This window comes from Streptomyces sp. JH14 (assembly GCF_029428675.1).
Lineage (GTDB): Bacteria > Actinomycetota > Actinomycetes > Streptomycetales > Streptomycetaceae > Streptomyces.
Genome location: NZ_JAJNEL010000001.1, coordinates 3,266,236 through 3,287,817, shown reverse-complemented (window position 1 = coordinate 3,287,817; position 21,582 = coordinate 3,266,236). Strand labels below are relative to the sequence as shown.

Sequence of the window (21,582 nt, the reverse complement as noted above, 5' to 3'; positions counted from 1 at the left end):
GGAGGCACCGCTACGCGGGCGCCACCAGCAGTGGTCGCGCCCGCTCGCGCAGCTCGGCGACGCGGGGTTCGTCCCCGTACGGTTCGAGGCGGTGCAGCAGGTCACGTACGTACTCGGTCGTCCGCGCCGACGAGATGCGGCCCGCCACCTCCACGGCCCGGGTGCCTGCCGCGCACGCCGCGTCCAGATTGCCCGACTCCAGCTCGGCGACCGCCGAGACCACCAGCCGCAGTCCGTGCGAGCGGACGAACTCCTCGGTCGGCCGGGAGAGCGCCTGTTCGGTGAACCGCCGCACCTGCCGGGGCGCCTTGAGGTCGCGATAGCACTCCGCGGCGTCGGCGGCGAACCTGTCGTACGAGTAGAAGCCCAGCCACGACGGGTCCGCGTCGCCGTCGCGGGACCGCTCCAGCCAGCTCTCGGCAGCCTTCAGCGCGGCCCCCGCGGCCGGTGCGTCATTCGCCTTCGCATGGGCCCGCGCCTCGACCAGCCGGAAGAAACTCATGGTGCGGGCGGTGGCGAGCCCGCGGTTGCGCTCGACGGCGGCCTGCGCGAGGTCCACCCCCTCGTCGGCGAAGCCGCGGTAGGTCGCCTGCAGCGACATGGAGGCGAGGACATAGCCGCCGAGCGGTACGTCGGCGGCGGCCCGGGCCAGCCGCAGCGCCTGGATGTAGTACCGCTGAGCGGCCTCCTGCTGGCCGGTGTCGAACGCCATCCACCCGGCGAGTCTGGTCAGTTCGGAGGCGGCGCCGAACAGCGCCCGGCCCACGTCGTCGCTGTACGAGCCGAGGAGCAGCGGCGCCGCGTCCACGCGTAAGCACTCCGGGACCATGGAGGAGCGCCAGTCGCCGCCGCCGTACTTGGAGTCCCAGCGGCGCGCGTCCTGGGCCGCCTCGCGGAGCTTGGTCACATCGCTGTGGCCGACCCGCAGCGGCGAGATGTCGTTCAGGGAGTCCGGCCCCGGCTGCTTGGGAACGCCGGGCGCAGTGGGTGCGCCAGGCGTGCTCGGGACTGCGCTCGTTTCGCCCCCTGATGCGCCCTGTTGTGCGCCCGGCGCACTCAGCGCGCTCTGCGCACCCTGTGGCCTCGTCGGGGCCTGCGGAGACGGTGTGCCGAGGATCGCCTCCTGTACCGCCGACGAGTCACGTCCCACCGACGGGTCGGCGGGGGATATCAGCCAGCGGGATGCGGGTGTCGCGTACGCACTCACCGAGAACGAGCCCGCCAGCGACTGCCAGATCCCGCCGCCGCCCGCCCGGCGTCCGGCCAGATCCAGCCGGTACAACTCGGTGGCCGAACGCACCGCCTCACCCACATCGCGCGGGAAGGCCAGACCGACCTCCGGCGCCGGATCGGCGTCCGCGAGCCCGATCTCGTGCAGCGGGACCGGCCGGCCCAGCTTGGCGCCGATCGCCGCGGCGATCAGATGGGGCGCGGCGCCCTGCGGCACCATGCCCTTGGAGACCCATCTCGCCACCGAGGTCTTGTCGTAGCGAAGGGTCAGTCCGCGCTGCGCCCCGAGGTCGTTGACCCGCCGGGCGAGCCCGGCGTTGCTGATTCCCGCGAGGGCGAGAACGGTTCCGAGCTTCTCGTTCGGCCCGCGTTGCTCCCTGGACATGCGCCACCCCTCGACACACAGACGGCCGCCGCGTCACCTGTCGAGGTGCGCGGCATTCGTACCGTGTCCTCCCCAGGGACGGACCCCGGCACTCCGGCCGCACACGCGTATGGCCGAGCTCCGAGGAATATGCCTCCTGCCGAGAACCTCAGTAAACCCAGCGTAGTTCGCCGCATCCCTACCGTTAAGGGGCAGACGTCCGTATGGCGGGATTGTTGTCCGTGCGGACGGTCCCGTACGGGCGGTGGGCGGACAGTGGAGGGGCCCGCGTGACCGGGGAAGGCGTGAGGGGTGCGCGGGACGCGTGAGGCGGACATACGGCGGACGCGAGGAGGACGGGGAGCGAGCCCGCCGTGACGATCCGGTCGCTGTGGCGGACCCGCCGGAACGCAGCTCCGACGCCGCGGGGTGAGCTCCCGTCGTGCTCCTGTTGTGTGGCCGTGCGCCCGGCCGTGCGCTGTTGTCCGGCCGTCGGGAGAGCGCTTCCATGGGTCCTGCGTGGGTCGGCCCACTGCACTGGACTCAGTGGGCTGGGGGACACTGCCGCCTCATTCCCCGCAGGCGGCGGAGCGGTCCGGGAGGCGAACCGCGCCTCCCGGACTGTGCGTCGAGCCGGTGGCGAACCGGCCGGGAGCGGTGCGGTGCGGGTGCGGAATCGGTCCTGCGGCCCTGCGTCGAAGCGGGACGGAACGGCGCATTCGGTGCGGGCTCCGTCAGCCCCCACGGTCGATACGCGCTTCGAGAATGGCCGAATGACGTCGGTCCGCCGTGGGTTGGGCCGAGTCAGTCGCGGACACGTGGAGGGTCGTTGGCGGACCGTCGAGGAGGTGGCCGGAAGTCGGCCGGTACGGTCCGGAGCCGGCGGGGAAGGCAACAAGCGGAACAGTCAGGTCCGTTGCCTCTCCGGGCGTCTCGCCGGGGCCGGGTAACGACATCCTCTCTTCGGCTTTTTGCCAGGGGCGCATGCGCTTCCGACGTGCGCCCCTCCATAGCCGCTCCTGCGCGCCGTTGTCGTGGCAGCATGTTCGCAACGGCGCTGCGTGTTCCCGCAGTTCTCCCGACGTGTTCCTGGCGCGCCGTTTTGTCCACAGCCTGTGGAGGCGGCGATGCGTTGGTTGGTGGGCTGGAGCAGTATCGCCGCGAGTTTCGGCACGGTCGGGGCGGTCGGCGCGGGTGACGAGGGGCGCACGGTGCACCCCGTGGGCTCCCAGCTCCTGTGGGGCGACCCGGATCCGCTCTGGGCCGTGGGCGACTGGCGTCCCGACGAGATCCGGATCAGCACCCTCGAGACCGCCGAGGGCGCACCCACGGCCCGTCTCGCCGTTCTCGGCTGCTGCGGCGCCACCGACGAACAGCTGCGGCTCGGCCTGCTCGCCGCCCGCGGCGGCGCGTTGCGCCATCTCACCGCCTGGTCGGGCAGTTACACGGCCGTCGTCCAGATAGGCCGACGGATCACCGTCGTCGGGGACCTCGCCGGAGCCCGCCCGGTCTTCTACACGCCCTGGGCCAGCGGTACGGCGTACGCAACCGCCGCGCTCCCGCTCGCCGATCTGATCGAGGCGCAGCTGGACATCGGTCACCTGGCCGCGCTGCTCGCCTGCCCCGAGACACCGGAAGCGCTGCGCGACGGCACTCCGTACGCGGGTGTGAAGCGCATCCCGCCTGGGCACGCGCTCATCCTCCGCGAAGGCTCGCGCGAGGTCACCGGGTACGAACCGGTGGCCTCCCTCGCCGTCGCCGCGCCCCAGCTCGACCCGGTGAGCGCCGTCGACGGGGTGCGCGACGCGCTGGTCGAAGCGGTACGCACCAGGCTCACGGCCCCGCGGCACGCCCCCGAGACCCAGCCGCCGGACCCCGGCCCGGTTCCAGGCATGGGCCCCGCCGAACGCCGTGCCGCCCGCGGCGCGCCCGTCCCCGGCATCGGCGCCGACCTCTCCGGAGGCAGTGCCTCAGCCACCCTCGCCCTGCTCGCCGCGGGCCTGCCGGGCCTGCCGGGCACTCTCCTCGGCCACGGCACGGGAGCGGGGGAGCGGCTGCTCGCCGTCACCTTCAACGACCTCACCACCCGCGACCACGAGGACGAACTCGAACGGGCGGCGGTCATCGCCGCCAACCCGCGTCTGCACCATGTCGTCGTCGCGGCCGGCGAGGAGGCCCTGCCCTACGCCGACCTGGGCGGCGGCCCGCTCACCGACGAACCGGCCCCGTCCCTCGTCGTCGCCGAACGCCACCGCCGCCGGCTCACTGCCGGCAGCGCCGACCACTTCGTCGGCGACGGCGCACGGCAGGTCCTCGACGCCCACCCGGCCCGTCTTGCCGACCTGCTGATGGACCGGCGCCGACGCCACCTCCTGCGCCCGGTCGCCGCCCTGGCCAGAGCCGAACCGCCGTCCGCGCACTCGCTGTTCGTACCGCTGACGGTCTACCGTGCGGCCCGCCGCCTGGCCCGTACGTCGTACCGCACCGGCCTCGAAGCGGCGGCCGACCGGCTCCCGGACGCCAACCGGCACACGCCCGGCCTCGGCACCCCCGCCGACGCCTCGCTGGCCGCGCTCACCTGGTCGCGGCCGGGCCCGGCCGCCCGCTGGCTGACAGGGGAAGCGCTCGCGGAAGTATCGGTCCGTCTTCAAGAGGCGGCGCTCCGTCCCGCCTCCGTCCAGCGCCCCGGCGAGGCGCGCGCCCGCGCCGCGCTCGCCCGGCACGCCGCAGACCACCGGATCCTGGAACAGGCCGCGGAGATCCGCAGCCAGCGGCTGCACGCCCCGTTCCTCGACAACCAGGTGGTACGCGCCGCCCGCGCGCTGCCCGAATCGCTCCGGGTCCAGCCGGGCGCCCGCGCCGCTGTCCTGCGCCGGGTCCTCGCGGGTGCGGGCATCCACGAACTGCCGCCGGGCTGGGGCACCCCCTCCCAGGCCACGTCGACCGCGGTCAGCCGCACGGGCCTGCGCACCGCGCTCCCCGACCTGATCGCCCTCTTCGACGCCCCGCTGCTCGCCGACGCGGGCCTGATCGAGGCCCGGGTGGTGCGGAAGGCCCTGCGGGCGGCCTCCGAGGGCGCACCGCTGCCCCTGGACGGCCTCGCCGACCTGGCAGCCACGGAACTCTGGCTCCGGCGTCTCGTTTCGCGCCGCGGTACCTGCTGGACGGGCACGGCGGCGCCGCGCCAACGGGCGGTGGCAGGCGGGGTGGCCCCGGCCCGCCGCGCCGTGCAGCGCTGACCGCGACCCCGCCGACCGGCGGGCGGGTCACCCGGCGGGGTCCGCTCCCCCGCCCGGGCGTGCCCCGGCCGCGTCTCAGCGGCAGCTGATTCTGGACTCCGCCCAGTCGGCCAGCGTCACTCCGCCGAACGGCGTGTGCGGTTCGACGACGAGCCGGATCCGCTGCCGCCCCTCGACACCGATCCCGACCGGCACGGCCGGATGGTTGCCGTTCATCACCGGGGACTGCCACAACCGTGCCCCGTCACCGTCGAACACGGAGAAGCGCACCGAGCCGAGCCCCCGCGCCAGATCGTCGACCCCGACCATCGCCTCGTAACGGGTGCAGGACCGGTTCAGCCGGATGGTCACCGAGGAATGGCTGTTCACGGTCACTCCGTGGGCGTACTGCGTGCCACCGACCGACAGGCCGGAGCGCCGCCAGACCCAACTGCTCGCACCCAGCACCACCTCCGGCTCGGTGTGATCGCCGTGGACGGAGTAGTCCAACTCGCTGACCTGATACACGGTCGGCGGCGCGGGCGGTGGGGGCGGCGCGGGCGTCGGCATCGGGGACGGCGTCGGGGACGGCGGCGGCGCAGGGACCGGCGGCTTCGGTTTCGGTTTCGGTGTGGGTGTGGGCGCGGGCGCCGGGGACGTCGGATCCGCCTTCGGCGGCGGAGCCGGCGCAGGGGCGGCCTGCGCTGGCATGCCCGGCGGCAGGGACTTCGCTGCCGGCGGCGGGGGCGACGGCACGGCGGGTGCCACCACCGGCGGCCTGGTCTCCGGCTTGGTCTCCGGCTTCGGCGTCTCGCCACCGATCAGCGCCCACACCAGACCAGCCACGGCCGTCATGGCCACCGCCGCCGCGATCCCGGCCTTGGCCGGCGCGCCGAGCCCTTCCGAGGCGGCTGCGCCACCGGCCGCACTGCCGCCGGACGAACTCCCGCCCGTCGCCACCGCTGCGGCACCCGCCCCGGCCGCCCCGCCCGCCACGATCCCGGCGGCCTTGAGTGCGTACCCGCCGGCGAACCAGCCGATGACCGCGACCGGAAGCAGCGCCGGAATCCCGGCGTTGACATGCGCGAGTTCACCTGCGGCGACCCGGCACCTCGCGCACTCGTCCAGATGCTTGCGCAGCCCGCGCTCGGCCCGGATCCGCAGCCCGCCCCGGGCGTACGCGCCGAGCCGGTCGGCATAGCGCGCACAGTTGCCGCCCGAGGTGAGCGACTGGCTCACGTGCGCCTGCAGATATGCCTGCTTCAGCCCCTCACGGGCCCGGCTGGCCAGCACCGCCGTGGCGTTGGCGGTCAGCCCGAACAGCGGCGCGACCTCGCCAGGAGACTCCTCCTCGACCGTGGTGTGCCACAGCACCGCCTGCCAGCGCTCCGGCAAGCTGCGGAACGCCTTCATCGCCATCGACTGCTCGGCCTCGTGCATCGCCAGGACGTCGGCGCCGAGGTCCAGCGTGTCCGCATCCGACATGTCGGAGGAGCGGACCGCCTGCGCGGCGAACACAGCGAAGTCGTCGACCAGTTGCTCCCGCTTCGCCGTTTTTGTCCAGGCGGCCGCGACGTGCCGGACGGCCGTCATCAGGTACGCCCTCACGGCTTCCTCGGGCCCCTTGCCGCCCCGTACCGCCTGCAGTGTGCGGGCGAAGACCTCAGCCGTCAGGTCGTCGGCGGTGTGGGCGTCGCGGCAGCAGGTGCGCGCATAGCGGCGGACCCTGTCCGAGTGGCGCCGGAACAGCTCCTCGTACGCGAGATCGTCGCCGTCCCGCATCTGCAGGATCAACTGGGCGTCGGAGAGGGCGAGACCGGCCGCGGCGGGACCGCGGCCGCCCTCTCGCTGCATCGGTACGGCGGCACCGGACGCGGACCCGGCCTCGCCGCCCGGCTCCGCCGGCCCGCGGTGACCGGGCGCACCGTCGGCCGGTCCGCCGTCACCGGGCCCGTCGCCGACGGGCCCGGGCGTCCAGGGGCCGGACAGTACGGTGCCGCCTTCGGCGTCCCCGTCGGACCGCCCGGGTCCGGCCTGACTCGGCACCTGCCGCAAGGGGGGCACCCCTCCGGCGTCCGTGCCGCCCGTGGCCGACATGCCGTCGAGCGACTCTTCCTGCTGCCCGTCACCGCTCATCGCGGAAGCCCCCGTATGCACCTTCGGACCCGAACACCGGGCAAGAGTGTCACACGGCTCAATGACGACGGCCGTTCAGTCACTGCAACCACTCATCCGGGGCGTTTTCCCGAATACGAGCACTAACAGCCATCGAACAGGGAGGGATCAACGCGCCTCCGCGTCGGGCGAGTTGCCGATCATGTTCCGCGCACGCGGACCACACCGATTCCCCCCCGCCGCCCTCACCGGACCGGAACGACACCCTCACGGATTCGGCCCCGCTCGCACGGCCTCGGCCCTACGGCTACGCCCATTCCGCTCCGCCCGCTCCGGCCCGGCAGTGTCCGGGCGACCCGCTCACGCAGGGCGCGAACGCAGACCCTCCAGCAGGATGTCCAGCAGCCGGGCCGAAGCGGCGGCCTGCTGAGCCGAATCCGGCAGCGAGGGCGCCGCTGTGGCGATGACCAGCAGCACGTCGGCCACCGTCACGTCGCGGCGCAGTTCACCCGATGCCCGCGCCCGGTCGACCAGCCGGCCCACGACCTCCAGCAGCTCGGCCGAGCCCATGTCGTCGTCCGCGAGTCCGGTCTCGTCGGCGGAGATCCGGCCGGCGGCCCGCAGGTCGGTCTGCCCCACTCCCTGCCGCTGCTGAGGAACGCGTGCCGTGTCCCGGGCATCACCGGAGGGGGCGGAGCCCGCGCCCGCGTCCCGTACGACTCCCGCTTCCCCGACGACCGTCGAGTCGTCCACATCGACGCCGACCCGCAGCACCTGGGGCGGCAGCAGTCGGCCCGCGCCCGAGGCCACGGACGTCCGGAGGAAGCGCGAGAGCGCCGACCACGGCTCGTCCTCCTGCCCCAGTGCGCTGCGCGCCTGGTCGGTCAGCCGGGCGGTCTCCTCCTCGGCTATCCGCCGCACCAGCACGTCCTTGCTCGGAAACCGCCGGTACACCGTGCCGACCCCGACCCGGGCGCGACGCGCCACGTCCTCCATCGGAGCCCCGTACCCCAGCTCGCCGAAGACCTCACGCGCAGCCCGCAGTACATGCTCCAGATTGCGCTGTGCGTCCACGCGCAGCGGTGTCGAGCGGGAGGCGCTGCCGCCGGTCCCGACCGCACTTCCCGTTCCGGCGGAGCCCACCGAGCCGATTGGTCCCGTCGAACTCAATGTGCCGATTCGTCCGTTTCCTTCGGACGTGACGGTAGTGCTCTGCCCATGCGAATCCTGAATGTGCATAACTTCCCCCGGTTATGACGTCTCCCCCCGGAGACTTCCCGCCGTGTCAGCCGGGGAGCGGATCTCCATCCCAACCCGACACCCCGACGACATACGAACATAGTTGAGCCCCGGTCAATTCAGAAGGGGGTTGTTCCGCACGGAGCGTCCCCCGATCGGAGCAAGGACCGATCCGTTCCTGTTCCCGCCCTGCTCCACCACCTCCGCGGCAACGCCTGACCTGCGTGCCTTCCGCATTCCCGGAGGCATCGACGACACAGGCCCACGGAAAACCTCCGGTCACACAATTTGCCGGGGCTGTGGACAAACACCGGAGCGCGTTGCGTCATGGGGAGGTGATGGCTTCAGATTCCCGGGGTACGATCCCCGGCCCACCGCCCGGTGTGCGCATTCTCGTCGTCGGCGGTGGCTACGTCGGGATGTACACAGCTCTGCGTCTGCAGCGGAAGCTGAAGCAGAGACTCAAGTCCGGCGAGGCCGAGATCGTCGTCGTCACGCCCGAGCCCTATATGACATATCAGCCGTTCCTGCCCGAAGCAGCCGCCGGTTCGATCTCGCCGCGCCATGTCGTCGTGCCGCTCCGACGCGTCCTGGCGCACTGCACCATCGTCATCGGCGAGGCGCAGCGCATCGACCACACCAAGCGCACCGCGACCGTCACCACCCTTGCCACCGGCGAGGACGGTACGGGCGCCGTCGAGATCCCGTACGGCGAGATCGTCATCGCCCCGGGCTCCGTGTCGCGCACCCTCCCGGTCCCCGGCCTCGCCGAGCACGGCATCGGTTTCAAGACCATCGAGGAGGCCATCGGCCTGCGTAACCACGTCATCGAGCAGATGGACATCGCTTCCGCCACCCGCGACCCGGCGATCCGCGACGCCGCCCTCACCTTCGTCTTCGTCGGCGGCGGCTACGCGGGCGTCGAGGCGCTCGCCGAACTCGAGGACATGGCGCGCTACACCGCCCGCTACTACCACAACATCAAGGCCGAGGACCTGAAGTGGATCCTCGTCGAGGCCTCCGGCCGGATCCTTCCCGAGGTCGGCGACGCGATGGGCACGTACGCCATCCGAGAGCTGCGCGGCCGCAACATCGACGTACGTCTCGACACCCGGCTGGACTCCTGCGAGGACCGGATCGCCGTCCTCAGCGACGGTTCCCGCTTCCCGACCCGCACCCTCGTCTGGACCGCGGGCGTCAAACCCGCCCCGGTCCTCGCCGCCACCGATCTTCCGCTCGACGAACGCGGCAGGCTCCGGTGCACGGCGCAGCTCACCGTCGAGGGCACCGCACACGCGTGGGCCGCCGGGGACGCCGCGGCCGTACCCGACCTGACCGCGGACGAGCCGGGCAAGGAGACCGCCCCCAACGCGCAGCACGCGGTGCGCCAGGCCAAGGTGCTCGCCGAGAACATCCTCGCGGCGATCAGCGGCGAGCCGCTCACGGACTACCGGCACAGCTATGCGGGCTCCGTCGCCTCACTCGGCCTGCACAAGGGCGTGGCCCATGTCTACGGGCGCAAGCTCAAGGGCTATCCGGCCTGGCTGATGCACCGCACGTACCACCTGAGCAGGGTGCCGACGTTCAACCGGAAGGCCCGCGTCCTTGCCGAATGGGCCCTCGCCGGACTCTTCAAACGCGAGATCGTGTCCCTCGGTTCGCTGGAACACCCGCGCGCCGAATTCGAACTCGCCGCCGGGGGAAGACGTCCCGACGGCAAAGGGCCGTCGAAGAAGGACGGCTGACTGTCAGTACGGTCCGTCACACTGGACGTGTGACCATAGGTGGGCCCACACCTGCACAGAGTGACCCGGCCGGCAGTGACCAACAGTGACCAGCACCACGAGGCCCGGCTGCGCCTCACCGGGGGTCCGGCCCCCGGCGCCCCCGACCCCGGCGAGAGAGAAACCGGTAGCAGAACCGGACGGCAGAACCGGCAGAGGAAGCAGCTCCGCCCGGGCGGAGAAGACCGCCCGAGCGGACCAGACCGACACACGAGGCCAGAAATTCCGTGAACTTCACGCGTTGGAGCGCCCGCCTACCAGGAACGCAGCGCCGTGCCGCAGCCCGGGACGACCGCAGTTCCGTGCCCTCGGCCCGCGCCGAGTACGCCAGGTCCGAGCCCGGATCCGGCTCCCCGGGCGGCGACACTCCCGAGGCATCCGCAGAGAACTCCCGGAAGCCCGATCAACCCGCGGACCAGTCCTCCGGTCGTCCCTCCGGCCCCGCCCTGGAGGATCTCCCCGCCCACGAGATCCTCGGCCGGCTGCCCGCCCTCGTCGCCCTGGTGCACGGCCCCGACCACCGCATCGCGTACGTCAACGACGCCTACGCCGCAGCCTTCGGCCCCCGTCCCACGGGCGCCACCGCCGCCGAGGCCATGCCCGAACTCGACGAGCTCAGCCTGCTGCCCCTCATGGACCAGGTCCTGCGCAGCGGCACGCCCCGCACGGTCAAGTCCCGCAAGGTCCGCAGCGGAAACTCGTACACCGTGACCTGCACCCCCGTCGCCACGCCCACCGGCCTCGCCGCGCACGGCAGCAGCAAGAACAAGAACGGCAGAAACAGCGCAGGGGACAAGGGGAGCGGGGGCGGTGTCCTCGTGTACGCCGCCGATGTCACCGACCATGCCGAAGCGGCCGAGCGCCTGCGCGCCAGCGAACGCCGCCTCCGCGAAACGGCCGTCACCCTCCAGCGTTCCCTGCTCCCGCAGGAGCTCGAACAGCCCGACGACCTGCGGATCGCCGCCACGTACCAGCCGGGCGGCGTGGACGCGGCGGTGGGCGGCGACTGGTACGACGTCATCACGCTCGGCGCCGGCCGCACCGCCCTCGTCATCGGGGACGTGATGGGCCGCGGAGTGCGTGCCGCCGCGGTGATGGGCCAGCTCCGCACGGCCGTGCGCGCCTACGCCCGCCTCGACCTCCCGCCGCACGAGGTGCTCCAGCTGCTCGACGGCCTTGCCGCGGAGATCGACGCCAGCCAGATCGCCACCTGCGCCTACGCGGTCCACGACCCGAACGAGGGCCGGCTCGTCTACGCCTCCGCCGGCCACCTCCCCATCCTGGTCCGCGACGAGGACGGTACGGTCCACCGCGCCGAGGACCCGACCGGACCACCGTTGGGCACCGGTGGCTGGATCCACACCTCGGGCACGATCGAGCTCCCGCCGGGTTCCACTGCCGTCCTCTACACGGACGGCCTCGTCGAACGCCGCAGCGAGGACATCGACGAAGGCGTCGCCGCCCTGGAGCGGGCTCTCTCCGGAGCCAAGGGGTCCCCGCAGGTCGTCTGCGACCGTCTCATCCGCTCCCTCGGCGTGACCGCCGAACACGACGACGACGTGGCGGTGCTGGTCGTCCAGCACCCCGCCCGCACAGGCACGAATGCGGAGCTGTTCCACAACGCCTCGCTCGAACTCCTCGGCGGCATCGAAGCGGCCCCGCGCGCCCGCGCCTTCGCAACCGGCGTCCTCGCGTCGTGGCGCTTCCCCGTGGAGTTGTGCGACCTGGGCGTCCTGGCCGCCAGCGAACTGGTGGCCAACTCCCTCCAGCACGGCACCCCGCCGATGCGCCTGGGCCTGCGTCGCACCGACCGCCGCCTGATCATCGAGGTGACCGACGGCGACGACCATCTGCCGCGCCGCCGCCGCGCCGATCCGGCGGACGAGGCGGGCCGCGGCATCTCCATCGTCGCGACGATCGCCTCGTCCTGGGGCAGCCGCCGCACACCGGGCGGCGGCAAAGCGGTCTGGTGCGAGTTCGCGCTGCCTCAGTGACCGGCAGCGCGTGACGTCACCCTGCGGCAGCGGGGACGATGGCCGGCTCGGACACCCGCTCGGGGACAGCCCCCGCGGTGTCCGGCCGGGACACGGCCACCACCCGCGACGGCGCCGCCACGAGCGACGGCTGGTCCTGTACCGGGGTGAGCTGACGGCCCAGCCGCAGCGCGAGCACGGTGATGCCCAGGGAGAACAGCACGAACGTCACGATGTACGGACCGTGCAGCGAGGCGCCCATCGGCCCGCCCACGGCCGGTCCGACCGCCAGTGCAAGCTGCTTGACCAGGGCGAACGCCGAGTTGTATTGACCGACCATCGACTCGGGCGCCAGATCGGCGACCAGCGGTGCCACCGTCGGCGACAACATCGACTCGCCGAGCCCGAACAGCGCGTACGTCGAGATCATCGCGGCCGTCGCCATGGTCTGGCTGCCGTGCCCGAGCCCCGCGTACCCCGCCACGATCCAGGCGAACGCCCAGATCAGGCCGACCGCGGCGATGACCCGGCTGCGCTTGCGGCGCTCGACGAGCCGCAGCACGACGAACTGCGCCACGACGATGACCGCGGTGTTGGCGGCCAGCGCGATGCCCAGCGTCGAGGGCTCGATCCCGGCAGCCTCGGTGCCGTACGCCGCGAGACCGGACTCGAACTGGCCGTAACAGGCGAAGAACAGCACGAAGCCCAGGACACACAACTGCACCATGGCCCGGTGCGACAGCAGCACGCGCAGTCCGCCCCCGGCGGCGGACCCGTCGGAGGGCCGGGCGTCCACGATCGCGGGAGCACGGGGCGTCCGCACCGTCGCAGCGACGACGCCGAGCACGATGAACATCGCCGCCTCGATCAGGAACAGCAGCGTGAAGGTCTCCGGCCGGCTCGTGTCGACGATCTGCCCGCCGACCAGCCCGCCGATGCCGAGCCCCAGGTTCTGCAGGAAGAACTGCATGGCGAAGGCGCGTGTACGAGTCGCCGTGCTGGAGCACCGGACGAGCATGGTGGCGAGCGCCGGCGACATGACCGCCGTGCCCGCACCGAGTACGGCGGCCGACAGCACGGCCGTCGTCACGCTCGACGAAAGTCCGAGGGCCGCCGCACCCACGGACGCCACCACGGCGGCGACGATCAGCACCGGCATCGGACCGCGCCGGTCGATGGCCCGCCCGGTGAACGGCAGGACAGCCAGCGCAGCCATGGCGAAGACCGCCAGCACGACACCCGCCGTACCGGCACCCAGATCCCGGACCTGCGCCACATAGACGTACAGATACGGGACGGTGAACCCCACACCGAACGCGCTCAGCGCGCTTCCCAGCTGGATCCGCCGCAGCGCTGCGCCCATTTCCCTGGTCACACTCACCTACCTCAAGTTCGCGAAGGACTCACGTCCTAAGACTTCAACAGTAAAGTTAGAACTTCAACAGTACAGAATGAAGGACTTCGACGCCAACGAAAGGCGTGCCATACTGCCCGCCATGTCTGACACCACCGAGCCGTCCGGCCTCGAGGAGCCGAGCCTCGACGAGCAGATCGCGGCCTATCAGCGCGAGTTCCGAGACCTCGATCCCCAGGTCGAGCAGGTCGTCTCGGCCCTGGGCCGGCTGAACCGCCGGATGAACGTCGGGTACGGACGCCAGCTGGCCGACCTCGGCATCAGCAACACCGAGTGGGAGGTCCTCAAGACCCTCGTCGTGGCGGGCTCGCCGTATCGGCTGGGCCCGGGCGAGCTGGCCAAGCGCCTCGGCTTGACCCCGGCGGCGATGACCCATCGCATCGACCGCATGGCGAGCGAGGGCCTGGTCACCCGCGACAGGGACGAGAGCAACCGGGTACGTGTCATCGTCGAGCTGACCGACGAGGGCCGCACGAAGTGGCTGGAGGCGATGCGCATGGCATCCGCCTTCGAGGAGGACCTGCTCCAGGACCTCTCGGGCGACGAGCGCGGCGCTCTGGGTGAGATGCTCATCCGCCTCCTGCGCCGGGTGGAACACACCCAGCCGGACGCCGGCGGCCGCCTCACCGACCTGGACTGACCCGGGACGGGCACGCGGGGAACGTGCGACGAAAAACGGCTTGACCTGGCGGGGTTGACACGTCCCTCGTCGATCCGTAAAGTTCTCCGAGTTGTCATGGGGCCGGAACGGTTCTGCGACAGCCGATCCCGCCGCGAATGCGGCAACCAAAACTCTGTACGGTTTCCCACTCGGGATGATTTCGGCATGCCGGAATTCATTTCGAAGACGCGATTATGAATCGCCGGGAAGAATCCGCTAGGGTTTGGGTGTCGGAACGGCCCAATGGCCGGGATGACAAGCCCGCTGACTGGGAATCAGGCCCGAGAGGATCTGATAGAGTCGGACTCGCCGGAAAGGGAAACGCGAAAGCGGGAACCTGGAAAGCGGAACCCGCTTCGACCGGGAATCGGACACGAAAGAGTCTGGTAGAGTCGGAAACGCAAGACCGAAGGGAAAAGCCCGGAGGAAAGCCCGTGAGGGTGAGTACGAAGGAAGCGTCCGTTCCTTGAGAACTCAACAGCGTGCCAAAAGTCAACGCCAGATATGTTGATACCCCGGCCTGTTTCGGCAGGTTGGTGGTTCCTTTGAAAGTCCTGCCGGGCCTTGTGGTTCCGGTGGGCAATTTTACACAGCGAGGACGCTGTGGACGACCGGTCCTATTCCGACCGGTTGTTCCGCTCTCGTGTGTGTCGTCCCGATTACGGGAAAACATTCACGGAGAGTTTGATCCTGGCTCAGGACGAACGCTGGCGGCGTGCTTAACACATGCAAGTCGAACGATGAAGCCCTTCGGGGTGGATTAGTGGCGAACGGGTGAGTAACACGTGGGCAATCTGCCCTTCACTCTGGGACAAGCCCTGGAAACGGGGTCTAATACCGGATAACACTCTGTCCCGCATGGGACGGGGTTGAAAGCTCCGGCGGTGAAGGATGAGCCCGCGGCCTATCAGCTTGTTGGTGGGGTGATGGCCTACCAAGGCGACGACGGGTAGCCGGCCTGAGAGGGCGACCGGCCACACTGGGACTGAGACACGGCCCAGACTCCTACGGGAGGCAGCAGTGGGGAATATTGCACAATGGGCGAAAGCCTGATGCAGCGACGCCGCGTGAGGGATGACGGCCTTCGGGTTGTAAACCTCTTTCAGCAGGGAAGAAGCGAGAGTGACGGTACCTGCAGAAGAAGCGCCGGCTAACTACGTGCCAGCAGCCGCGGTAATACGTAGGGCGCAAGCGTTGTCCGGAATTATTGGGCGTAAAGAGCTCGTAGGCGGCTTGTTGCGTCGGTTGTGAAAGCCCGGGGCTTAACCCCGGGTCTGCAGTCGATACGGGCAGGCTAGAGTGTGGTAGGGGAGATCGGAATTCCTGGTGTAGCGGTGAAATGCGCAGATATCAGGAGGAACACCGGTGGCGAAGGCGGATCTCTGGGCCATTACTGACGCTGAGGAGCGAAAGCGTGGGGAGCGAACAGGATTAGATACCCTGGTAGTCCACGCCGTAAACGTTGGGAACTAGGTGTTGGCGACATTCCACGTCGTCGGTGCCGCAGCTAACGCATTAAGTTCCCCGCCTGGGGAGTACGGCCGCAAGGCTAAAACTCAAAGGAATTGACGGGGGCCCGCACAAGCAGCGGAGCATGTGGCTTAATTCGACGCAACGCGAAGAACCTTACCAAGGCTTGACATATACCGGAAAGCATCAGAGATGGTGCCCCCCTTGTGGTCGGTATACAGGTGGTGCATGGCTGTCGTCAGCTCGTGTCGTGAGATGTTGGGTTAAGTCCCGCAACGAGCGCAACCCTTGTTCTGTGTTGCCAGCATGCCCTTCGGGGTGATGGGGACTCACAGGAGACTGCCGGGGTCAACTCGGAGGAAGGTGGGGACGACGTCAAGTCATCATGCCCCTTATGTCTTGGGCTGCACACGTGCTACAATGGCCGGTACAATGAGCTGCGATGCCGCGAGGCGGAGCGAATCTCAAAAAGCCGGTCTCAGTTCGGATTGGGGTCTGCAACTCGACCCCATGAAGTCGGAGTTGCTAGTAATCGCAGATCAGCATTGCTGCGGTGAATACGTTCCCGGGCCTTGTACACACCGCCCGTCACGTCACGAAAGTCGGTAACACCCGAAGCCGGTGGCCCAACCCCTTGTGGGAGGGAGCTGTCGAAGGTGGGACTGGCGATTGGGACGAAGTCGTAACAAGGTAGCCGTACCGGAAGGTGCGGCTGGATCACCTCCTTTCTAAGGAGCATCTAGATTCCGCAAGGAATCCAGAGCCACTACGTCGGCAAATGTTCGACGGTGGTTAGCTCATGGGTGGAACGTTGACTATTCGGCACGACAGGTTGTTGTTCACCAGTACTGCTTCGGCGTGGAACGTGGAGAATGGTCGGTCGTGTCGGGCACGTTGTTGGGTATCTGAGGGTACGGGCTCGTTTGAGTCTGTCCTTCGGTTGCCGGCCCCAGTGAACTCGCCCTTGTGGGTGGGGTGATGGGTGGCTGGTCGTTGTTTGAGAACTGCACAGTGGACGCGAGCATCTGTGGCCAAGTTTTTAAGGGCGCACGGTGGATGCCTTGGCACCAGGAACCGATGAAGGACGTGGGAGGCCACGATAGGCCCCGGGGAGCTGTCAACCGAGCTTTGATCCGGGGGTGTCCGAATGGGGAAACCCGGCAGTCGTCATGGGCTGTCACCCGCTGCTGAACACATAGGCAGTGTGGAGGGAACGAGGGGAAGTGAAACATCTCAGTACCCTCAGGAAGAGAAAACAACCGTGATTCCGGGAGTAGTGGCGAGCGAAACCGGATGAGGCCAAACCGTATGCGTGTGATACCCGGCAGGGGTTGCGCATGCGGGGTTGTGGGATCTCTCTTTTGCGGTCTGCCGGCCGTGAGACGAGTCAGAAACCGTTGATGTAGGCGAAGGACATGCGAAAGGTCCGGCGTAGAGGGTAAGACCCCCGTAGCTGAAACATTGACGGCTCGTTTGAGAGACACCCAAGTAGCACGGGGCCCGAGAAATCCCGTGTGAATCTGGCGGGACCACCCGCTAAGCCTAAATATTCCCTGGTGACCGATAGCGGATAGTACCGTGAGGGAATGGTGAAAAGTACCGCGGGAGCGGAGTGAAATAGTACCTGAAACCGTGTGCCTACAAGCCGTGGGAGCGTCGCTCACATCTTCGGATGTGGGTCGTGACTGCGTGCCTTTTGAAGAATGAGCCTGCGAGTTTGCGGTGTGTTGCGAGGTTAACCCGTGTGGGGAAGCCGTAGCGAAAGCGAGTCCGAATAGGGCGTTTTAGTAGCACGCTCAAGACCCGAAGCGGAGTGATCTAGCCATGGGCAGGTTGAAGCGGAGGTAAGACTTCGTGGAGGACCGAACCCACCAGGGTTGAAAACCTGGGGGATGACCTGTGGTTAGGGGTGAAAGGCCAATCAAACTCCGTGATAGCTGGTTCTCCCCGAAATGCATTTAGGTGCAGCGTCGTGTGTTTCTTGCCGGAGGTAGAGCACTGGATAGGCGATGGGCCCTACCGGGTTACTGACCTTAGCCAAACTCCGAATGCCGGTAAGTGAGAGCACGGCAGTGAGACTGTGGGGGATAAGCTCCATGGTCGAGAGGGAAACAGCCCAGAGCATCGACTAAGGCCCCTAAGCGTACGCTAAGTGGGAAAGGATGTGGAGTCGCAGAGACAACCAGGAGGTTGGCTTAGAAGCAGCCACCCTTGAAAGAGTGCGTAATAGCTCACTGGTCAAGTGATTCCGCGCCGACAATGTAGCGGGGCTCAAGCGTACCGCCGAAGTCGTGTCATTCCAGCATTGAGGGCCAACGCCTGCTGGGATGGGTAGGGGAGCGTCGTGTGCCGGGTGAAGCAGCCGCGGAAGCGAGTTGTGGACGGTTCACGAGTGAGAATGCAGGCATGAGTAGCGATACACACGTGAGAAACGTGTGCGCCGATTGACTAAGGGTTCCTGGGTCAAGCTGATCTGCCCAGGGTAAGTCGGGACCTAAGGCGAGGCCGACAGGCGTAGTCGATGGACAACCGGTTGATATTCCGGTACCCGCTTTGAAACGCCCAATACTGAATCAGGCGATGCTAAGTCCGTGAAGCCGGCCCGATCTCTTCGGAGTTGAGGGTAGTGGTGGAGCCGACGAACCAGACTTGTACTAGGTAAGCGATGGGGTGACGCAGGAAGGTAGTCCAGCCCGGGCGGTGGTTGTCCCGGGGTAAGGGTGTAGGGCGTGTGATAGGCAAATCCGTCACACATTAAGTCTGAGACCTGATGCCGAGCCGATTGTGGCGAAGTGGATGATCCTATGCTGTCGAGAAAAGCCTCTAGCGAGTTTCATGGCGGCCCGTACCCTAAACCGACTCAGGTGGTCAGGTAGAGAATACCGAGGCGTTCGGGTGAACTATGGTTAAGGAACTCGGCAAAATGCCCCCGTAACTTCGGGAGAAGGGGGGCCATCACTGGTGATTGGATTTACTCCATGAGCTGGGGGTGGCCGCAGAGACCAGCGAGAAGCGACTGTTTACTAAAAACACAGGTCCGTGCGAAGCCGTAAGGCGATGTATACGGACTGACGCCTGCCCGGTGCTGGAACGTTAAGGGGACCGGTTAGCTGACTTTCGGGTCGGCGAAGCTGAGAACTTAAGCGCCAGTAAACGGCGGTGGTAACTATAACCATCCTAAGGTAGCGAAATTCCTTGTCGGGTAAGTTCCGACCTGCACGAATGGCGTAACGACTTCTCGACTGTCTCAACCATAGGCCCGGTGAAATTGCACTACGAGTAAAGATGCTCGTTTCGCGCAGCAGGACGGAAAGACCCCGGGACCTTTACTACAGTTTGATATTGGTGTTCGGTTCGGCTTGTGTAGGATAGGTGGGAGACTTTGAAGCAGCCACGCCAGTGGTTGTGGAGTCGCCGTTGAAATACCACTCTGGTCGTGCTGGATGTCTAACCTGGGTCCGTGATCCGGATCAGGGACAGTGTCTGATGGGTAGTTTAACTGGGGCGGTTGCCTCCTAAAGAGTAACGGAGGCGCCCAAAGGTTCCCTCAGCCTGGTTGGCAATCAGGTGTTGAGTGTAAGTGCACAAGGGAGCTTGACTGTGAGACCGACGGGTCGAGCAGGGACGAAAGTCGGGACTAGTGATCCGGCAGTGGCTTGTGGAAGCGCTGTCGCTCAACGGATAAAAGGTACCCCGGGGATAACAGGCTGATCTTCCCCAAGAGTCCATATCGACGGGATGGTTTGGCACCTCGATGTCGGCTCGTCGCATCCTGGGGCTGGAGTCGGTCCCAAGGGTTGGGCTGTTCGCCCATTAAAGCGGTACGCGAGCTGGGTTTAGAACGTCGTGAGACAGTTCGGTCCCTATCCGCTGCGCGCGTAGGAATATTGAGAAGGGCTGTCCCTAGTACGAGAGGACCGGGACGGACGAACCTCTGGTGTGCCAGTTGTTCTGCCAAGGGCATGGCTGGTTGGCTACGTTCGGAAAGGATAACCGCTGAAAGCATCTAAGCGGGAAGCCTGCTTCGAGATGAGTATTCCCACCCCCTTGAGGGGTTAAGGCTCCCAGTAGACGACTGGGTTGATAGGCCAGATGTGGAAGCCCGGTAACGGGTGGAGCTGACTGGTACTAATAGGCCGAGGGCTTGTCCTCAGTTGCTCGCGTCCACTGTGTTAGTTCTGAAATAACGAACGGCCGTGTTGTTGTCCGGTGTTGGTTAATTTCATAGTGTTTCGGTGGTCATTGCGTTAGGGAAACGCCCGGTTACATTCCGAACCCGGAAGCTAAGCCTTTCAGCGCCGATGGTACTGCAGGGGGGACCCTGTGGGAGAGTAGGACGCCGCCGAACAATTATTCCGGAAAAGCCCCGCACCTCTGGTGCGGGGCTTTTCTGCGTTCACAGGGCGGCAGGGTACGACGATCCTGTGATGCCTGACGAGTTGTCGGTGACTTCCTGCCAGTACATGCGGAGATACCGAGTAGCGCGTGCACCGGCCACACCTGCTTCAACACCCATTGCGCGGCCTCGCAGCCCTCGACCTTGTCGTACAAAGCCCGCGGCTACAGCGGACACCACTGGCCCAGACCGTTGGGCGCCCCTTCCCGGATAAAGGTGCACACAAGGCGCGACGCGTGCTCGATGTTCAGGACGAAGTCACCCGTGAACTCTGCTGGACCGTCGATGCTCGGGATGTCGACCACGGCGTCGGAGGGGACGACGCCATCTCCCAAGAGAAGAGAAACCCTCTCTGCATCTCTGAACAGATGGACGACCGCGTGATCACCTCGGAAGCCGAGGGTGAGCAGAGGATAGTCACTGTCCGGTAGCCGGACTTCGAGGTATCCGTGCCCGAGGGCACGCAGTTGGCCGAAACGGACTGAGAGGACGCTGATGTCCGAACGTCTCTCAACCGTTGAGAACCGCCCGGATTCCGGCGACGTCGTCGCCCAGACCACGTTCACGCAACCCCCAAAGATCGGTCCCTGCCCTCAACTGCCGGTCACGATAGGGCCATCAGGACCCGCGTGATCGTGCCATGAGCTCTATGGGCGGGAAGCGCCTCACCTACTCGGCTCATGTACCCGGCGGCGATCCGGAGGCGCTGCAGAGCGTCGATGCCGTTCGAGGGGCCGGCGAACGCCTCGTCCCTGCTCTCCTTGGACACCGGAAGCGACTCACGTGTGACGGCCGTCAGTCGGGATCCGGGCCGGACAGCGCCCGGTTGAGGAGTGCGACCGCGCCGGTGGCGAGTTCGCGGATCACGTCCGCGGCGGGTTCGATCCTCGTGACGGCACCGACCGCCTCGCCCGCGTAGAGCGGCATCGCGTCCACCTGACCGGTCGTGGTCCGGGTCGGGCAGAACGGACTGGATGCCGGGACCGGTACGGCGGCGCCGGCCAGCAACGTCTCGGTCGTGGCAATGAACCGGGTTCCGATACGAGCTCCGTCGGCGCCGGCGGCGAGGACCGCTGCCACGGATCTCGCGGTGGCGATGCCGCCGGCTGCGACGACCGGGATATCGACGTGCTCCACCACCTCACCGAGCAGCGGCAACAGGGCCCGCGATCCACGGACGTGCCCGCCCGCCTCCACTCCCTGGACGACGACGAAGTCGCACCCCGCGTATGCCGCCTCTCGCGCCTCCTCCACCGAACCGACCTGCCACGCGGCGAGCGCCCCACCCGCCTGGACCCGAGCGACCAGACGCGGGGAGGGAGTTGCCCAAAGGAACTCGACGACAGACATCCGCTCCGCGGCGATATCGATGCACGCGTGGTCCTGGAGGAGCGGAAGAAGGAAATTGATCCCCACCGGACGGGTGGTGCGCCGCCGCACGTCCTCCAGTAGCCCGGTCAGGGCCTCGGGTGTCGCCATGGGGAAGGCGACCATGCCGAGGCCGCCGGCCTGGGAGACCGCGGCCGAGAGGTCCACGCCACTCACCCAGCCCATGCCGGCCAGCTGGACGGGCACCGTGCAGCCGACGAGTTCCGTGAAGCGGGTGCGCAGAGACGGTGGTGCAGTTGCCATGTTCCGATGGAACTAACCCGCCGCCGGATGGAGCGGCTCCGACGCGGTTGCTCGGACATGCGTCATGCGCAAGGCGTAGCACGGGG

At 67.9% G+C, this 21,582-nt stretch carries 10 protein-coding genes and 3 rRNA genes; 8 read left to right on the top strand and 5 right to left on the bottom strand.

What is annotated here, in order from left to right:
• Window positions 1–10: 10 nt before the first annotated feature.
• The gene (locus LRD69_RS14790; RefSeq protein WP_277327038.1) at window positions 11–1,615 is read right to left on the bottom strand and encodes a sporulation protein; all 1,605 of its coding nucleotides are present in this window, start codon (window positions 1,613–1,615) and stop codon (window positions 11–13) included.
• A 1,106-nt stretch (window positions 1,616–2,721) separates the two neighbouring features.
• Here LRD69_RS14790 and LRD69_RS14785 point away from each other — a divergent pair.
• Window positions 2,722–4,833, top strand: coding sequence for an asparagine synthase-related protein (locus LRD69_RS14785; protein WP_277327037.1), 2,112 nt, complete (start codon window positions 2,722–2,724; stop codon window positions 4,831–4,833).
• Between the two features lie 75 nt (window positions 4,834–4,908).
• Here LRD69_RS14785 and LRD69_RS14780 read toward each other — a convergent pair whose 3' ends face one another.
• Both LRD69_RS14780 and LRD69_RS14775 read right to left on the bottom strand, forming a co-directional pair.
• Complete coding sequence (locus tag LRD69_RS14780; RefSeq protein WP_277327036.1) at window positions 4,909–6,948, bottom strand: sigma-70 family RNA polymerase sigma factor; 2,040 nt, start codon at window positions 6,946–6,948, stop codon at window positions 4,909–4,911.
• Between the two features lie 339 nt (window positions 6,949–7,287).
• A complete protein-coding gene (locus LRD69_RS14775) occupies window positions 7,288–8,166 on the bottom strand; it encodes a helix-turn-helix domain-containing protein (RefSeq protein WP_277327035.1) in 879 nt (292 codons plus the stop codon).
• A 338-nt stretch (window positions 8,167–8,504) separates the two neighbouring features.
• Between LRD69_RS14775 and LRD69_RS14770 the strand changes: the two genes are divergently transcribed.
• Window positions 8,505–9,911: an NAD(P)/FAD-dependent oxidoreductase gene (locus LRD69_RS14770; protein WP_277327034.1), complete on the top strand. Its 1,407-nt coding sequence runs from the start codon at window positions 8,505–8,507 to the stop codon at window positions 9,909–9,911.
• 266 nt (window positions 9,912–10,177) lie between these two features.
• Window positions 10,178–11,944 (top strand): SpoIIE family protein phosphatase, encoded by a 1,767-nt coding sequence (locus LRD69_RS14765; protein ID WP_277327033.1) that lies wholly within the window; start codon window positions 10,178–10,180, stop codon window positions 11,942–11,944.
• Between the two features lie 16 nt (window positions 11,945–11,960).
• On the opposite strand, the gene LRD69_RS14760 is transcribed toward LRD69_RS14765, so the two are convergent.
• Window positions 11,961–13,286, bottom strand: coding sequence for an MFS transporter (locus tag LRD69_RS14760; protein WP_277329739.1), 1,326 nt, complete (start codon window positions 13,284–13,286; stop codon window positions 11,961–11,963).
• Window positions 13,287–13,419: 133 nt separating this feature from the next.
• Here LRD69_RS14760 and LRD69_RS14755 point away from each other — a divergent pair, with 133 nt between their 5' ends.
• The 5 genes from LRD69_RS14755 (at window position 13,420) to LRD69_RS14735 (ending at window position 20,295) form a co-directional block, all read left to right on the top strand.
• Window positions 13,420–13,977: a MarR family transcriptional regulator gene (locus tag LRD69_RS14755; protein WP_277327032.1), complete on the top strand. Its 558-nt coding sequence runs from the start codon at window positions 13,420–13,422 to the stop codon at window positions 13,975–13,977.
• A gap of 693 nt (window positions 13,978–14,670) precedes the next feature.
• A 16S ribosomal RNA gene (locus LRD69_RS14750) occupies window positions 14,671–16,196 on the top strand.
• 301 nt (window positions 16,197–16,497) lie between these two features.
• Window positions 16,498–19,620, top strand: a 23S ribosomal RNA gene (locus LRD69_RS14745).
• Between the two features lie 79 nt (window positions 19,621–19,699).
• A 5S ribosomal RNA gene (gene rrf / locus LRD69_RS14740) occupies window positions 19,700–19,816 on the top strand.
• The 16S, 23S and 5S rRNA genes sit together here, the layout of an rRNA operon.
• A 284-nt stretch (window positions 19,817–20,100) precedes the next feature.
• A complete protein-coding gene (locus LRD69_RS14735) occupies window positions 20,101–20,295 on the top strand; it encodes a hypothetical protein (protein ID WP_277327031.1) in 195 nt (64 codons plus the stop codon).
• A 364-nt stretch (window positions 20,296–20,659) separates the two neighbouring features.
• On the opposite strand, the gene LRD69_RS14730 is transcribed toward LRD69_RS14735, so the two are convergent.
• Window positions 20,660–21,496 carry a nitronate monooxygenase gene (locus tag LRD69_RS14730; protein WP_277327030.1) on the bottom strand — a complete coding sequence of 279 codons (837 nt, stop codon included), beginning with the start codon at window positions 21,494–21,496 and terminating at the stop codon, window positions 20,660–20,662.
• Between the last annotated feature and the right edge of the window lie 86 nt (window positions 21,497–21,582).

Bases quoted from the DNA above. Each gene is read 5' to 3' on its own strand.
- LRD69_RS14790 (WP_277327038.1), bottom strand. From the start codon at position 1,615: ATGTCCAGGGAGCAACGCGGGCCGAACGAGAAGCTCGGAACCGTTCTC.
- LRD69_RS14785 (WP_277327037.1), top strand. From the start codon at position 2,722: ATGCGTTGGTTGGTGGGCTGGAGCAGTATCGCCGCGAGTTTCGGCACG.
- LRD69_RS14780 (WP_277327036.1), bottom strand. From the start codon at position 6,948: ATGAGCGGTGACGGGCAGCAGGAAGAGTCGCTCGACGGCATGTCGGCC.
- LRD69_RS14775 (WP_277327035.1), bottom strand. From the start codon at position 8,166: ATGCACATTCAGGATTCGCATGGGCAGAGCACTACCGTCACGTCCGAA.
- LRD69_RS14770 (WP_277327034.1), top strand. From the start codon at position 8,505: ATGGCTTCAGATTCCCGGGGTACGATCCCCGGCCCACCGCCCGGTGTG.
- LRD69_RS14760 (WP_277329739.1), bottom strand. From the start codon at position 13,286: ATGGGCGCAGCGCTGCGGCGGATCCAGCTGGGAAGCGCGCTGAGCGCG.
- LRD69_RS14755 (WP_277327032.1), top strand. From the start codon at position 13,420: ATGTCTGACACCACCGAGCCGTCCGGCCTCGAGGAGCCGAGCCTCGAC.
- LRD69_RS14730 (WP_277327030.1), bottom strand. From the start codon at position 21,496: ATGGCAACTGCACCACCGTCTCTGCGCACCCGCTTCACGGAACTCGTC.